At 69.0% G+C, this 15179-nt stretch carries 12 protein-coding genes and 1 pseudogene; 7 read left to right on the top strand and 6 right to left on the bottom strand.

Translation table 11 applies throughout. From position 1 onward, the window contains the following. Positions 1 to 85 precede the first annotated feature (85 nt). The 3 genes from WMF44_RS44695 to WMF44_RS44685 all read left to right on the top strand — a co-directional run bounded on the left by WMF44_RS44695 (position 86) and on the right by WMF44_RS44685 (position 2517). On the top strand, positions 86 to 1012 hold the full coding sequence (locus WMF44_RS44695; RefSeq protein WP_437296143.1) for a pirin family protein: 927 nt from the start codon (positions 86 to 88) through the stop codon (positions 1010 to 1012). Between the two features lie 75 nt (positions 1013 to 1087). Continuing rightward, a complete protein-coding gene (ycaC, locus tag WMF44_RS44690) occupies positions 1088 to 1711 on the top strand; it encodes an isochorismate family cysteine hydrolase YcaC (protein ID WP_437296142.1) in 624 nt (207 codons plus the stop codon). Between the two features lie 329 nt (positions 1712 to 2040). After that, complete coding sequence (locus tag WMF44_RS44685; RefSeq protein WP_437301679.1) at positions 2041 to 2517, top strand: glutathione peroxidase; 477 nt, start codon at positions 2041 to 2043, stop codon at positions 2515 to 2517. A gap of 40 nt (positions 2518 to 2557) precedes the next feature. On the opposite strand, the gene WMF44_RS44680 is transcribed toward WMF44_RS44685, so the two are convergent. Together WMF44_RS44680 and WMF44_RS44675 are read right to left on the bottom strand one after the other, a co-directional pair. Continuing rightward, entirely contained in the window at positions 2558 to 3637 is a 1080-nt protein-coding gene (locus tag WMF44_RS44680) for a hypothetical protein (RefSeq protein ID WP_437296141.1), read from the bottom strand. A 361-nt stretch (positions 3638 to 3998) separates the two neighbouring features. Next, entirely contained in the window at positions 3999 to 5075 is a 1077-nt protein-coding gene (locus WMF44_RS44675) for an endonuclease/exonuclease/phosphatase family protein (protein ID WP_437296140.1), read from the bottom strand. A gap of 276 nt (positions 5076 to 5351) precedes the next feature. On the opposite strand from WMF44_RS44675, the gene WMF44_RS44670 reads away from it, so the two are divergent. Next, complete coding sequence (locus WMF44_RS44670; protein WP_437296139.1) at positions 5352 to 6173, top strand: aldo/keto reductase; 822 nt, start codon at positions 5352 to 5354, stop codon at positions 6171 to 6173. Between the two features lie 84 nt (positions 6174 to 6257). Here WMF44_RS44670 and WMF44_RS44665 read toward each other — a convergent pair whose 3' ends face one another. Continuing rightward, positions 6258 to 6980 carry an MBL fold metallo-hydrolase gene (locus tag WMF44_RS44665; protein ID WP_437296138.1) on the bottom strand — a complete coding sequence of 241 codons (723 nt, stop codon included), beginning with the start codon at positions 6978 to 6980 and terminating at the stop codon, positions 6258 to 6260. Positions 6981 to 7078: 98 nt separating this feature from the next. Beyond that, positions 7079 to 7984 (bottom strand): hypothetical protein, encoded by a 906-nt coding sequence (locus tag WMF44_RS44660; protein ID WP_437296137.1) that lies wholly within the window; start codon positions 7982 to 7984, stop codon positions 7079 to 7081. Positions 7985 to 8341: 357 nt separating this feature from the next. Here WMF44_RS44660 and WMF44_RS44655 point away from each other — a divergent pair, with 357 nt between their 5' ends. Next, positions 8342 to 9748, top strand: coding sequence for a formylglycine-generating enzyme family protein (locus WMF44_RS44655; protein WP_437296136.1), 1407 nt, complete (start codon positions 8342 to 8344; stop codon positions 9746 to 9748). A 38-nt stretch (positions 9749 to 9786) separates the two neighbouring features. On the opposite strand, the gene WMF44_RS44650 is transcribed toward WMF44_RS44655, so the two are convergent. Then, entirely contained in the window at positions 9787 to 12507 is a 2721-nt protein-coding gene (locus tag WMF44_RS44650) for a Kelch repeat-containing protein (RefSeq protein WP_437296135.1), read from the bottom strand. A gap of 245 nt (positions 12508 to 12752) precedes the next feature. Continuing rightward, the gene (locus WMF44_RS44645) at positions 12753 to 12896 is read right to left on the bottom strand and encodes a hypothetical protein (RefSeq protein WP_437296134.1); all 144 of its coding nucleotides are present in this window, start codon (positions 12894 to 12896) and stop codon (positions 12753 to 12755) included. A gap of 416 nt (positions 12897 to 13312) precedes the next feature. Here WMF44_RS44645 and WMF44_RS44640 point away from each other — a divergent pair, with 416 nt between their 5' ends. Both WMF44_RS44640 and WMF44_RS44635 read left to right on the top strand, forming a co-directional pair. Continuing rightward, positions 13313 to 13528, top strand: a complete 216-nt coding sequence (locus WMF44_RS44640; RefSeq protein WP_437296133.1) for a hypothetical protein — start codon at positions 13313 to 13315, stop codon at positions 13526 to 13528. A gap of 244 nt (positions 13529 to 13772) precedes the next feature. Further along, positions 13773 to 14992 (top strand): annotated as a pseudogene (locus tag WMF44_RS44635) (GGDEF domain-containing protein). The last annotated feature ends 187 nt before the right edge of the window (positions 14993 to 15179 follow it).

Genomic DNA, 15179 nt, shown 5'->3' with positions numbered 1-15179 from the left:
AATTTCGGAACAGTTCTTCCAGTTATTGCGCATTGTTCTAAGGGCTCGGCATGTCTATTCCTCCTCGTGTCAGGAGAACGCAGCCATGACCACCACGAATACGATGCAGACGCGGACGAGCGCCACGCGAGCAGCGCGGTCCGAGCTCCGAACGATCGAGGGAATCTACCGGGCCCCTGGCCTGCACTGGGTGGGTGACGGCTTCCGGGTCGCGGGGTTCTTCTCGGCGATCCCGGAGGCTGCGCGAAAGCTGAACCCGTTCCTGCTGCTGGATTATCACCCGCCGTACGAGTACGCGCCGACGGCGAGGCCGCGGGGCGTCGGCGTGCATCCCCACCGAGGCTTCGAGACGGTCACGCTCGCCTGGCAAGGGAGCGTCGCGCACCACGACAGCGCGGGCGGCGGCGGCGTGATCGGTCCGGGCGACGTGCAATGGATGACGGCGGCGTCCGGAGTCCTTCACAAGGAGTACCACGAAGAGAGCTATGCGCGCCGCGGCGGCCCGTTCCAGATGGCGCAGCTCTGGGTGAACCTTCCGAAGGCGCACAAGATGTCGCCGCCTCGGTATCAAAGCATCACCAGCGATCGGATGGGCATCGTGACGCTCCCCGAGAATGCGGGCTCCGTCCGGGTCGTCGCAGGCGAAACCAAGGGCGTGAAGGGCCCCGCGCAGACGTTCACGGAGATCGATGTCCTCGACGTCCGCCTGAACGCGCGCGGCAGGGTCGATTTCACCTTCCCGGCGCGCCATAACCTCGGCCTGCTCGTCATGAAAGGCGACATCGCGATCAACGGAACGCACGCTGCGGCGCACGACCTCGTGGTGTTCGAGAACGCCGGCGAGCGCTTGCTCATCGAGGCCGGATCGGAGGCCCACCTGCTCGTCCTGAGCGGCGAGCCGATCGACGAGCCCATCGTCCAGTACGGCCCGTTCGTCATGAACAGCGCGCAAGAGATCCAGCAGGCGTTCGCCGATTTCGCGAGCGGGAAGTTCGGCCACCTGGACGATTGAACGCCTTCCATGCTCGGGCGTCGAGCCCGAGCCACACAGACAAATCACCCACGACGAGAGAAGAGGACACAGCCCATGACCAAGCCGTACGTTCGACTCGACAAGAACAACGCCGCCGTGTTGCTGGTCGATCATCAGGCGGGACTTCTGTCGCTCGTGCGCGACATCCAGCCGGACACGTTCAAGAACAACGTGCTCGCGCTCTCCGATCTCGCGAAGTACTTCAAGCTGCCGACGATCCTCACGACCAGCTTCGAGTCCGGCCCCAACGGCCCGCTCATGCCGGAGCTGAAGGAGCAGTTCCCGGACGCGCCGTACATCGCGCGCCCCGGCAACATCAACGCGTGGGACAACGAGGACTTCGTCAAGGCCGTCAAGGCCACGGGCAAGCAGCAGCTCATCATCGCGGGCGTCGTGACCGAGGTGTGCGTGGCCTTCCCCGCGCTGTCGGCGATCGAGGAGGGTTTTCAGGTCTTCGTCGTCACGGACGCGTCCGGGACCTTCAACGAGATCACCCGGCACTCCGCCTGGGATCGCATGTCGCAAGCCGGCGCGCAGCTCATGACGTGGTTCGGCGTCGCCTGCGAGCTGCACCGCGACTGGCGCAACGACATCGAGGGACTGGCGACGCTGTTCTCGAACCACATCCCCGACTACCGCAACCTCATCACCAGCTACAACGCGCTGACGAAGAAGTGACGGCGAGCGTCCTGCCCGTCCACCCTGCTGCCGTCGCGATGGCCTCCTTCCAGCAAGCCAGGTCACCGAGCCCGACCGCCGCGTGCCGCGTCCATGCCGAGGTTCTCCAGCAGCGTTCGGCGGCGTCGCCTCGACGCGGAGCGCGTTCCTGCTCGACGCGGCCCGGACGCGGGTCTATCCCTGCCGCCATGGAACGCTCGCCGCGCGTGCTCCGGTGTCGACTCACCCTGATCAGCTCGCTCGCCCTCGCCTGTGTGTCGGGTTGTGGGAGGAATGTCGAGCGCACCTCGCCGGAGCCCACGCCCGGCGCTGCTCAGGAAGGAAAGGCCATGTCGCTCTACGACTTCACCATGAAGACCATCGACGGACAGGACCGCTCCCTCGGTGATTACCGAGGCAAGGTGCTGCTCGTGGTGAACACCGCATCGGAATGCGGGTATACGCCGCAGTACGCGGGGCTCGAGGAGCTCCATGATCGGCTCAAGGAACGCGGCTTCGCCGTCCTCGGCTTCCCGTCGAACGATTTCGGCGCGCAGGAGCCGGGGACCGACGCCGAGATCGCCGCCTTCTGCTCCACGAAGTTCGGCGTCAGCTTTCCCATGTTCTCGAAGATCCCGGTCAAGGGGGGCGGCAAGCACCCCCTCTATGCGTTCCTCACGCAAGCCGCGCCTGCCGGTGAGGTGAAGTGGAACTTCACCAAGTTCCTGATCGGCAAGGACGGGTCGGTGATCGGGCGGTTCGAGTCGTCCGTGGCGCCGGACGACCCGAAGCTCACGCAGGCGATCGACAGGGCGCTCGGCGGGTGAGCAAGGCGGCGCCCGAGCCACCGGCCCGACGAGGCGGCCGTCAATTGCAGTCGAGGCACCTCCACTCGACCTGTCCAGACGCCGGGACCCCGAACCGCTGAGCGGTGTATTTCTCGATGTCGATCAGGTACCCCGACGGCTGCGCGTTCCGCGTGCAGCACCCGCTGCAATCGGAGTCGGCGCACATGTCGTACACCTTGACGTCGATCTCCTTGCCATTCTTCCGAAGGCGCAGGGTCTTGAGCTTGTACCTCTCGAAATCCTTCGAGTGCACCGCGGCGATGTTGTTCTCTCTGACCCAGCTCTCCGGCTGCTTTCCGTCGAGCGCCGCGAACTGACCGGCCCACGTGCACCCGTTGTACTCGATGCACTCCTCGCTGCCGGGGTTGGGGTAAGACTCGAACTCCGTCAGGCTGGCCGTCTGCCACACGACGCCCGAGCCGCCGCTGCCGCCGCCCGAACCCGTGGTGCTACCGCCGCCCGCGCCCGTGGTGCTGGCGCCACCCGTCGTGCTGCCGCCGCCCGCGCCCGTGGTGCTGGCGCCACCCGTCGTGCTGCCGCCGCCCGTGGTGCCGCCGCTCGTGCCTGTCGTGCTGCCGGCGCCGCTCGTCGTGCTGCCGCCCGTGCCTGTCGTGCTGCCGCCGCCCGTCGTGCTGCCGCTGCTGGAGCAGCTGGTGTCGCGGAGCTCGACGCGGGACGGGGTGAACGAGGACACCGAGTCGGTGGAAAAATTGAGTGTGAATGACGCGCCGCGAGCGATGGACACGTTCGATGTCCTCGAATAGGTGCATCGGGAGCCGGCTTGTGTGTGGGTCCAGCCCGGCTCGTGATGATCGCACGTGACACCGTCCGGCACGTCGAAGGCGACAGTCGGCTTCTTCAGCGCGCTCGTGCCCGTGTTCTTGATCTTGATCGTCCCCCAGTACTCCGGGGCTCCTTCGTACGCGTTCGTCGTGACCGCATACGAACAGGCTGCAAGATTCTGGTCCTGCTCGCCCATGTCTTCGGCCGTGGGGCCCGTGTCGGTCGAGCACGCTGCGAAGCAGAAGGCTGCTCCCGCAGACGCGGACGCGAACGCAAGCTGAGCTGCCCGCAGACCTCGGATTCGATCGATGCGCATACGGCGATCCTTTCCTGCGTGCATCGGCGACAGGCCATGATGTAATGACATGTCCTCCCCCTCAGCGCCGGACACGTGGGATGGGTAGCACTGCCGTGCTGGGCTGTCGAGACGAGGAGGCCGGGATTTGCAGCCAGGCGCCGCGCGAGCCTCGGATACCCGCGAATGGGGCCTTCGCTCGTCATCCTCATCGCGTGGTCGCGTGGAGGGGCTCAACCCACGTTCTCTGCCATGCAGCCTGCGCCGGTTGTATCGGATCGCTCGACAGATCTGCCAGCGTCTATTTTATATGGTCTCGCTGAACTCGCATCGTTCGCCCATCGCCGGTTCGCCCCCAACCCCGCGCGGACACGCTCTGGATTCAGGGCTGAAGGCGCAGCCTGGCGGTGACGGGAAAGTGATCCGAGGGATAGAAGCCGTCGCGGTGTTCGCGGATGATCTGGGCCATCAGCACCTCCGCGACCGGCGCCGGCTGAGCGAAGATGAAGTCGATCTTCTCTCCGTCCTCGTCTCCGCTGAACGAGTGGAATGTGCCGACCGGCGCCGCATCCGGGTAGAGGACGCGAAACGTGTCCACGAATCCCGGAGGGGCGGGCACCGGCGCGGCCCCTTCGCTCGCGCGCGCCGCCTCTCCCTTGACATAGAGGACAGCCGGATTGCGCTCACCCGCATTGAAGTCGCCCGTGAGAAACACCGGATCAGCGTGGGCACGCTTCGCGATCCTGCCGGCGATGAGCTCGACGCTCCGCGCGCGCGATGGCTGGGATTCGTGGTCCAGGTGCGTGTTGAAGAGATAGAAGGCGCGGCTGGAGCTCTTTTCGAGGAACCTCGCCCATGTACAGATCCGCACGACCACGTTCCCGAAGCTCGTCGACCCAGGCACCTCCGGGGTGTCGGATAGCCAGAACGTGCCGCTCTCGTCCACATCGAATCGATCTGCGTCGTAGAGGATCGCGGAGTATTCACCCGCCTCGATGCCGTCGTCCCTGCCCACCCCGATCTGCGAGTACGGGAGCGCACCGCGGAGATCATCGAGCTGGGACCTGAGCGCTTCCTGAAGCCCGAGCACATCGGGGTGTGCGTCACGGACGACCTGATAGAGCATGTCGCGGCGATTCGGCCAAGCGTTGTCGCCGTCCGCGCGATTTGCGTAGCGGATGTTGAACGTCATCAGGTCGAGCTCCATCGGCGGCACCGCGACGGCGCCGCCCGCGCCGCCTGCGCCGCCTGCCCCGGCGACACCGCCTGTGCCGCCCGCTCCGCCTGTGCCGCCCGCTCCACCTGCGCCGTCCGCGCCGCCCTGTCCACCCATGCCGTCCCCGCTGCCTGTGCTGCCCGTTGCGCCGTGCCGCTCTCCACCGCCGGGCTCGCTGCTACATCCGGCCAGAAAGAGGACTGCCCCCGCTGCGAGGATCGGCGCTCCCTTCGATTTTCTCATTGTGCCCTCGTTGTACGACCCGTCCGCCAGCCCGCGACTTGCGCCGAAGGTGCGAACCAAAGCGCAAGCGCCGGCGCTCCTGTCAAGCTTTGCCTATTCTGCACGAAGCGCTCGCCCTCTTCAGCGATATCGGCTGGCTAGCGCGCGCTCTGCACAGTCGCCACAGAGTTTTCTTGCTCTTGCCGTCGACCTTCACAGTGACTAGCGTGTCGACTTCGTCAGCACACTCTTTGCGCTCGGCCGAGCCGAGCGATGGACGACTCCGGGGGCCCGCCCATGATCGAATCACCACGCCTGCAGATGATCGACGGTCGCTACATTCCGCAGCTCGGGCTCGGGGTGTATCAATCGGCGCCCGGCGCCGAGACCGAGGGCGCCGTCCTCGAAGCGCTGCGCCTCGGCTATCGCCACGTCGACACTGCCCAGTACTATGGCAACGAAGCGGACGTCGGCAGCGCGTTGCGCAAGAGCGGCCTCGGGCGCGACGCGGTGTTCATCACGACGAAGATCGCGAATTTCAACCAGGGGCGCGACACGACGCTGCGCTCGCTCGAGCGCTCGCTCGAGGAAGCCGCGCTCGACGCCTACGATCTCGTGCTGATTCACTTTCCCGTCACCGGCAAGCGCAGCGACACCTGGCGCGCGCTCGTCGACGCGCAGAGGCAAGGCCTCGCGAAATCGATCGGCGTCAGCAACTACACCGTGCGTCACCTCGAGGAGCTCCTCGGCGAGAGCGCGGTGGTGCCGGCGATCAACCAGGTCGAGCTCAGCCCGTTTCTCGGGCAGGCCGAGCTGCGCGCGTTCTGCGCAAAGCACCGGATCCTCGTGCAGGCGTACAGCCCGCTCACGCAGGGCGTGAAGCTCAGGCACAAAGACATCGTCTCCGCGGCGACAAAGGCCGGGCGCACACCAGCGCAAGTGATGCTGCGCTGGGCCGTGCAGCACGACTTGATCGTTCTGCCGAAGTCGGTCACGCCCGCGCGTATCGCCGAGAACGGCGCGATCTTCGACTTCGCGCTCGACGCCGACACGATGCGCACGCTCGACGGGCTCGATATCGGCTTCCGCGCGAGCTGGGACCCGACGGACGTCCCCTGATCCACGCCGTCAGCGAAACGCGCTCAGCGGAAGCGCCATCTGCCGAGGGCGCAGCGAGCATCGGCGCGCGCCCGCGAGCGCCGCTCACGCCGTGAGGGCGAGCGCGCGAGCGAGCTCGCGCAGCAGCGCGGCCCCGTCCCCCTCGTACGCCCCGCCATGCATGCAGGCGAGCATGCGGGGGGACGTGGCGGCGAGCTTCTCGAGGAGCTGGGGCGCATCGCGGCCGTGCGCATAGTAATCCATCGACCGGCGCATGGCCTCGCTCGGCGCGAGGATGTCGTCGCGCGTGAGCGCGGGATGGTCGGCGCCGGGCTGCGTGAAGAGATCGCCGCAGAGCAGCGTGGCGGTGGACTCTTCGAACAGGTAGCCGCACTCCCAGCCGTGCGGCAGGTGGGGCGCGTCGAGCCAGCGCACCCGGCGCTCACCCAGCTCGAGGACCTCGCCCTCCTGGAGCGCCCGTGGCGCGCGGTCGAACATGTCCGCGTCGACCATCGCGGCGATCCGCCCGCACACCGGCACCGCCTGGGGCGCGGCATCGAGCAGTTCGTTCATGGCGCCGCACTCGTCCGACTCGCAGTGGGAGAACGCCACGTAGCGCAGCCGCTCGACCGGCATCACCCGCGCTATCGCCGCGCGCACCGCCGGGAAGAGGCGGCGCGAGCCGGTGTGGAAGAGCAGCGGCGCGTCGTCGACCAGGAGGTACTGGTTGAACGAGAACCCAGCCTTGCCAGTCCCCACCGGGGTGTGGAGCTGGTAAATGCCATCAGCCACCTCGGTGACCCGAGCCTCCATCGACGAATCCGCCATCTGCTCCTCCTCTCACGCCGCGCCGGGCGCCGTTCCGCACCTGCCACCGATCGCACCGCCGCGAGCCGGCTGCAAGCGCAGGAAAGCCTGACTGTCGCTCACGGACACGTCTCCGGGCGGACCACCGCATAGACGAAGTCGTGGAATCCAGCTGCCACGAACCCACCGCCGGGGAGCGATGTGATTCCATTGATCCGGCTCGGCGTGCCGACATCCCCTTCGTACTCCCAGCGCAGCTCCCCGCCGGTGTCGACGGAGAGCAGCCAGATCCGCTGCGTTCCTCCGTCCGTTCCCCGCGTCGCCCCGCCGAGGTGCAAGAGCCCCGTGCTCGGATCGTACGAGATGGCGTGAAGCTCGGTGTCGAGCTCAGGGTGATAGGTCCTGGCCCAGATCACCGCTCCCTCGGCATCCAGCAGGATGACATGACTCTGACCGACGCTGATCGCGGCGATCGCGATGCGGCCATCGGGCAGGGCCGCGATGTCCTGTGGCCACGCTCCGCCGACCTCCTCCAGCACACGGTCGAACACCGGCGCCGTCTGCTCGGTGCTGCGGACGACGCGCAGGTACCCGGCGTGCGCGGTCAGCTGAACCACGTCACCGCCGGGCAGCAGCGCGGCCCCACCCCGACTCCATGACTGCGTGATCGCGGACCCGGGAGCGATCGGCATGAACCGTTCGTGGGCGATCTCGCCCGCGTCGTCCAGCCGCACCAGGCGCAGCCGAGGCGCCGCGCCCTCGGCCTCGGTGTCGTGGGTGGAGAGCACGTATCCCCCGGTCGGGTGCCGGAGCAGCTCGATGTCGACGTGCGCGCTGAAGGCCGAGGGTCCGAGCTTCCGGCTCGCCAGCAGCTGACCGGCTCCGTCGAGCCGACCGAGCCACAACCCCGTGCGGGACGGAGACGTCGAATCACCCACCTGGCCCGCGACCAGGAGGCCCCCGTCCTCGGTCCTGGCGCCGCTCTTCAGAAATCCGCCGGGCAGGGGGACCGAGCTCCACACCACGTGGCCCGCCTCGTCGAGCTCCGCTGCTCATCGGGCCACTCCGCGAGCGGGTGAGGAAGCGGGCGAAGGGGCCGCGAGCGGGGGCAGACAGCGGCGGATCTCGGCGGGGATCGCCTGGAAGGGAGTCGACGTGCTAGCGTCGACGGCATGATGGGTGAGCACCGGTACCGTGCCGCGATGTTCGCTTTCTTGCTGGGCTGCGCGGGAAAGGGCGCAACCAGCGCCCAGCAGGCTCGGCCCCCCTCACCCGTCGCGACGGCACCCGCAGCGTCGCCGGCGCCGCCGGGAGCGAGGACGACGTCAGCTCCACCCACGCGCGGACCCAGGCTGATTCCGATCCCCGGCGGGAGCCTCGAGATGGGTTCGAATGACCCGAAGAGCGATTCCAACGAGCGCCCGGCGCACCGCGTCGAGGTGAAGCCTTTCGAGATGGACGCGACGGAAGTCACGGTCGCTGACTTTCGCGCGTGCGCCGAGGCGGGCGCGTGCGAAGCCACCGCGACCATCGAGACGTTGGGAGGCTTCTCCGCCGATGCGCGCAGGGCATACGAGCCTTCGTGCAACGCTGGTCAGGCTGGGCGGGACGTCCACCCGATGAACTGCGTCGACTGGACTCAAGCGAGCGCCTACTGCAGGTGGGCAGGCAAGCGTTTGCCCACGGAAGAGGAGTGGGAGCTCGCGGCGCGTGGTGCCGAGGGACGCCTGTATCCCTGGGGCGATGCCGCGCCCGACGAGGCGCTGGTCAATGCGTGCGACCCTTCGTGTCAGAAGCTCATGGTGTCTCGTGGTTTTGCGTCGGTCGGTCAGGCCGGGCGCCGCGAGTTCACGAGGGACGACGGCTTCCCGGAGACTGCGCCCGTCGGCTCTTTCCCTGCCGGCCGGAGCCCGACGTTCGCATTCTTCACGCGCGCCGCTCTCTCTGTCGTCGCGTCCTCGATTCTGACAGCGTGCGCCGCCGCGTCGCCACCGGAGCCGGAGCCACCGGGCCATCCGTACTGCACGGCTCAGGAGCACGAGGCCGCCGTTTGTGACCAGCTTCGTCGCGCCGTCCTGATCGAACCGGACGGGACGCGCATCCCGCTCGACGTCTCGGAATGCTCCGGGGGAGAGCCGATCGTCCGCGTGATCTTGGAGCGGCGTGATACCGGCGCGTTTCTGTATCGTGGAGCGATGGCGTTTTCGCTCGCCGAGCCGCGCGCGCCGATGACCCCGCGGGGGATCGAGCCGGAGATCCGCGAGTGGCCCTGCGCGGACGATTCCTGTCGGAGCATGCGGGAGATCGCCCCGGGGACGCGCCTTGCAATGCCGATCATGCAGCCATGCCCCGACGCTCCCCGGACGGAGACCGCCGAGGTGGTGTTGCCCCTTCCGCCGGCGACGGCGGCGAGCTGCACCGATGGGCGATGGCCGCGGTGGTGTGTGGATCCGGGCGATGGCACGGATCGATATGGGATCATCGAGTATGGATGGAGGGTGGGCATCCCCCGAGAGGCCGTCGTCGAGGTGCGCGAGGGGATCGTCTCCGTTCGGAGCATGGGCAAAGCGCGACGTGTTCTGCCGAAAGAAGAGGTCGACGAGCTGATGCCGAGCCTGGAGAAGCTCTGGCAAGGGTCCCTCGAGAGCCACCAGGGTTGTCGTGACGGGACCGTCACGCTCGTCCATGCGCGCAGGTCGGGGGCGTGGAAGAGCATCGTTCGCAGCGGTTGTAGCGGCGTTCCTGGGCTCGCAGGACCGTTGTGGCGCCGGCGAAGGCCCGAGCGTTGAGCCCAGGAGGAGGGGAGCAAGCCCCTGGTGGAGAGCTTCTATGCGGCGTCGCAAGGGGGCGGCGCTCGGCGGGCCCGCCTGCGGCGCGCGCCGAGGAGCAGCGCGAGCCCGGCGGCGGCAAGCTGCCAGTCGGAGCCCGAGCCCGCCGCGCTGCAGCCGCTGCTGGAAGGCGGGGTCGGGCCGGGACTCACGTCGCTCGCGCCGGCGCTCCCCGCGCTGGTGACAGCTCCGCCGTTGCCGGTTCCGGCGCCCGCCTCGCCAGCATCAGCGCCTCCTGCACCAGCGTCAGCGCCACCATTGCCGGCGGCAGCGCCTCCTGCGCCGGAGCCGCCATTGCCGGTGTCTCCAGCGCCAGCGCCTCCTGCTCCAGCACCAGCGCCGCCGTCGCCAGCGCCTCCCTCGCCAGCGCCGGCGCCGCCATTGCCAGCACCGACGCCGCCATTGCCAGCGCCGGCGTCGCCGTCACCAGCGCCGCCATTGCCAGCACCAGCGCCGCCGTCGCCAGCGCCTCCTGCTCCAGCGTCACCACCTCCTGCGCCGGAAACTCCTGCACCAGCGCCAGCGCCAGCGCCGCTGTCGCCGGCGCCAGCGCCTCCTCCAGCGACGGCGCTCCCCTCTCCGTCGCCAGCGCCTCCCGCGCCAGCACCGCCGTTGCCTGCGCCAGCGCCTCCTGTTCCGCCGCCGGCACCCCCCTCTCCAGCGCCACACTCCGCGCTGCTCGACGGAGATCCGGCGCACGCCCCGGCGTCGCAGGAATCGCCGAGCGTGCACGCGTCGCCGTCGTCACACAGGACGCCGTGGGCAGGCGTGCACACCCCGTCCACCGTGCCCCCCGCCGCGATGGAGCAGGCGATGCACTCACCATCGCTGCACGGCGACGCGCAGCACACGCCGTCCACGCAGATCCCGCTCGCGCATTGCGTGACGGTCGAGCAGGGCGCGCCGTTCATCAAGGGGTCACTGGCATACACGACGGCGCTGTCTGTGGTAAGGCCCGCGCGCGGCGACCAGAGCAACGTGTACCCACCCGCAACGAAGACTCCGCCGTCATCGAGCGCCGTGGCGGAGTGATAGCCTCGCGCAGCCAGGATATTGCCGCCCGGCGACCACGCGTCCGTGACCGGATCGTAGAGCTGGACTCGATTGTAGACATCGTGGTCGTGCTCCAGATAGATCGAACTGCATCTGGTCCCTCCCCAGGGGTGCGCGTAGTAGATCTGCTCGATGCCTCCGCTGATCATGACCTGGCCGTCGGGGAGCCGCGCGGCCGCCTCGCCGAGCACGCCGAGCCCGGCCGCGTAGGTCCCGTCATCCCACGAGCCCGTCGCGGGCGTGTCGCCCCACTTGCCCGGCGCCGCGGTCCACGCATCCGCAGCAGGATCGTAGACCTCGGCGGCGCCGGCGAGGCCCGTGACGAGCACGCGTCCGTCGAGGAGCAGCGTCGCCGTCAGCCAGCGAATGGGGTCGAGCGGCGCCGCAGCCGACCAGGTCGCCGTCACCGGGTCGAAGATCTCGACGGCGCCCGCGGCCGGCCCGAACGTGCCGCCCGTGACGAGCACGCGTCCATCGAGCAGCCGGGTGGCCTGGTGACCGGCGCGGACACCCTGCATGGGGGGTCCTGGGGCCCACGTGTCGGTCGCCGGATCGTAGATCTCGGTGCTCTCCGGCGCCGCGGACCCGCCCCCTCCGCCGGCGAGGAGGACCCGCCCGTCGTCGAGCAGCGTGGCCGTGTGCCTCACCCTCGAAATCGACGGCGACGAGGCCGGAAGCCATGCATCGAGCGCGGGAGCGTAGATCTCGACGCCCGGGCCCTCGGCCTCTCCGCCGATGACCAGCACCCTCCCGTCCGCGAGGCGTGTCGCGGTGTGAGCGCCGCGCACAGCAGCCATCGGCGCGGCCGCCAGGAACGCGCCCGTCGCGGGATCGTAGATCTCCGCGCTGCCGAGCGGCATCGTCGAGTAGTTCGGATCGCAAACCATCCCCTCGTCCAGGCCCAGGAACCCCCCCGCGATGAGGACCCTGCCGTCGTCCAGCAGGGTCGCTGTGTGCTCGGCGCGCGGCGTGGTCATCCTCCCGGTCGCCACCCACAGCGGGTCCACGAGCACGGCCTCCTCCGGCGGGGCGTCGACCCAGAGCGAGAGCGTCGAGCCCGCGGCGTCGAGGCGCGTCGAGACCCTCCGGCCCCCGCGCGCGAAGGCCGACGGCGCCGTCACGGCGAGGCGCGCGACGCCGGCCTCGTCGGCGAGCTCGATCGCCGCGCCGCGCCGCCGCAGCGTCGCGCCCTGAACGGACCACGCGGCGACCGGCGCGTCCGGCCGGAAGGTGCCCGGCCGGAGGAGGAGCCACTCCTCGTATCCCCCGTGCGCCGCCGTCCAGAAGGAATACCCACCCTCGTGCGCATAGGCGACGGCATCTCCGCCGGCGATCTCCTGAGTCCCCACGAGCCGCCCGGCGCCGAGCCCCCTGCGCTCGCGGACGCGCACGTGAAAGCCGTCCGGCAGCTCGATCCGAACCTCGTCGCTCCCGTGCTCGGGCAGGTGGACGACGAGCCCCTGCGACGATGAGCCGCTGCCCGGCGCGGCCTCGCCGCGCGCGGCCGTCACGGAATAGCCGCGCTCGCCGCGCGCTAGGGCGCCGTCGGCGGCGAGCACCAGCCCGGCCTGCTCCGGGAAGAGAGCGCGCAGCTCGGCCTCGGCGGGGTCGAGCTCGTCCTGCATGCCGCCCGCGCACCCGGCGGAAAACACGGCGGCGAACGCCACGAGGCAGAGCCGGAGCGCGGTCGAGAGCCCCGCACCGCGGCGGCGAGCCGGCGCGGCGCAGGGCCGCCACTGCGCGCGCGCCGAGGGCTCGCGGGAGCGGGGCGGGCGCCGCGCACCGCCAGGTGACGGGCCGCCGGTGGGAGATGGAGACGGTCGCACGGCGGGCGTGGGGTCGTCGAAGCGATGCATACGGCTGCTTCGATGCGCCCGCTCGGCCGGCATTCACGCCGGGCACGGGCTCGACGTCACGGCACGCTCCACGCGCGCGCCGGCCGCGCGCTCGATCGCAGCGTGGCCCCACGCGCGCTCGGCCGCTGCATGCCGTGCGTGAGGCCGGCCCGCAGGTCGGTGTTGGTCACGATGGCGCTGAGGTCGAGTCCTGGCGCCAAGGTGCACCTGGTTGCCGACGCAAGGTATGTGGAATTCGCGGCCACCTGTGGCCAGCGTGCCCCCCGTGTCAACATCCGCTCGATTACAATCGATCACAGCGCGCCCCCTCTCCTCTCCTCGCCGGCCGTCTCTCCGTCGACTTCGTGCAAGCGCACCTCCCTGGCGCGCCTCGCGCGCGGCGAGTGCGTCTGTCGAGGCCAACGCCGCGAGCCGCTGCGCCAAGCTCAAGATGCTGGTGAAGATCGCGGAGGCGCTCCGTTGGATTCTCCACCGACCGTCGCCCCTACAACGTCCTCATTCGCTGGGACGTGCCCAGTGCGGCGCAGAGGGCAGCGTGACCGCACCATGGGAGGGCGCGATCAGCGCGGCCATGGCAGGGCTGTGGAACCAGGCGGCCCCGTGCTATTGGTCGTGGATGAACGAGGAAAATGCGAAGAAGATCGAGGAAGTGCGGAAGCAGCTGCTCGCGGTGGCGGACATGAGCCTCCAGAAGATCACTCCGTCCCTCACGCATAATGCCGCCATGGGCCATCTCCAGGTGGCCGTGCTGGCATTCCACACGGCTACCGGGGCTGCTCCCAGCCGCGCCAGCACGAAGACGCCCGGCGATCCCGAGCCCGGCCCGGGTTGACGACGACGACGCTGGGTGGCCAGCCCGTGGTGGACCCGCGGACATGTCGCCGGTCCTCTAGCACCGAACGCTCCCACAGTTCTTCGCGCTGCCAGCTTGCTGCCCTCGGCCCCCCGTCATCGCACCTGATCCGCCATCGATGATGGTGTTCTCCGGTGGGTCGAGCACCCCGCCATCAAAGAGCTGGATCGACAGGCGCGCCATCGGCATCAACGACGGTGCTCAGTAACAGTCCCTTCGACCAATGCGGACGCGATGCGCACGCGCGTCTCGAAAGGAAGCACGTTCGGCACGGCCCCTTGCCTCTCTCCAAACGGGGGCGCCTGCTGCACAGGCGACGTGCGCAGGGCGGCCCTACCGCTCGGCGTTCCGCAGCCTCCTTCCGGGTGCCAGCCGGAGGGAGGCGCCTTGCTCAGGACCTAAAATAGCACCGGATCCAGCAGCAAACGTAGGCGTTTCGCGTCGGTCAAGGGGAGCGGACGCGCGACGTGGCGCGGCTCGGCTTGGGGCGCCTGGACGCCTTGGCGGGGCACCGGTTAGATGCAAGCCGGACAAGCCTCGCCCCAGGTCGTGGTACAGTGACACCATGAGCCGGGTCGACGCACGTCTTCGAGAGATGCAATTTCTTGCATGGCTGGATCGCGAGGGGCAGATCGAGGTCCGCGGACCGTACGACGGAAGCGCGGAGCGGCAAATGCTTATTTCGTTGATCGACCAAGGGTACATCAATGGTGTCGACTCTGAGTCTCACAATCGGTCCGGCCCTTCGTTGCTAGAACAAGCCATCAAAGACAAGCGTGTGGCGGACATGTGGAGGCTTCTCTCCCCTGACGAGAAGTACGCCCGTGTGACGGTTCGCATTGGCCACAAGGGCCGTGTGCGCCTGTCAGAACTCGAGCAGCAACTCAAGACCGGGCGCGATCGCGATGATACGGGCCTGCTCTGGGCCAAGCGTCACCTCGTGACCGACCTCGCCATCGCGCTCCTGTCCGCGAGGGACAATGCACCGCTGTCGGTCGTCTTTCTCGACATGAACGGGCTGAAGGCAATTAACGACGAGTGCGGTCACGCCGTCGCGACGACGCGATCCGCGCCTTCTTCCAGTCGATCGTCTCGACGCTCGGGCAGCACGGCGAGGCGTACCGCAACGGAGGTGACGAGGCCGTGGTCGTCTTGCCGAACGCCACCGATGAGCGAGCCGGCACGCTTCTAGGCGCGTTCGTGCAGCAACTCGGGAAGGAGGTCCTGCGGCTTCCCGATGGCGCGACGGCGCTGACACTAACGGCCTCGTGCGGGAGCGTGAGCACGACGAACCCGGCCGAGAATGCCGAGGCGCTCCTCAAACGCGCGGACGAAGTTCAGTACCGCGCGAAGCGCAAGTCGAAGGAGCGGCCGGCGAGGGTGAGTGCCATCGCCGTCGGCGAGGGTGAAGGTGAGGTAACCACCCACCCGCCCGGGGCTTGATGCGCGAAGTGCCGTTTGAGGGGGCTGGGCGAAGCACTTACGGCGAGGTGGTCGCAGTTGGATCGGGGTGGTCGCGTTTCAGGCAAACGCGACCACTACCATCGCTCCCGCGCCCGTCCCGATCGCTCCCGCGCCCGATCCTCTCGCTCCCGTGCCCATCCCGATCGCTCCCGCGCCCGTCCCGATC

Origin of the sequence: Sorangium sp. So ce426 (genome assembly GCF_051475585.1) — a bacterium.
Lineage (GTDB): Bacteria > Myxococcota_A > Polyangia > Polyangiales > Polyangiaceae > Sorangium > Sorangium cellulosum_B.
This window is presented reverse-complemented; position numbering and strand designations above follow the sequence as displayed.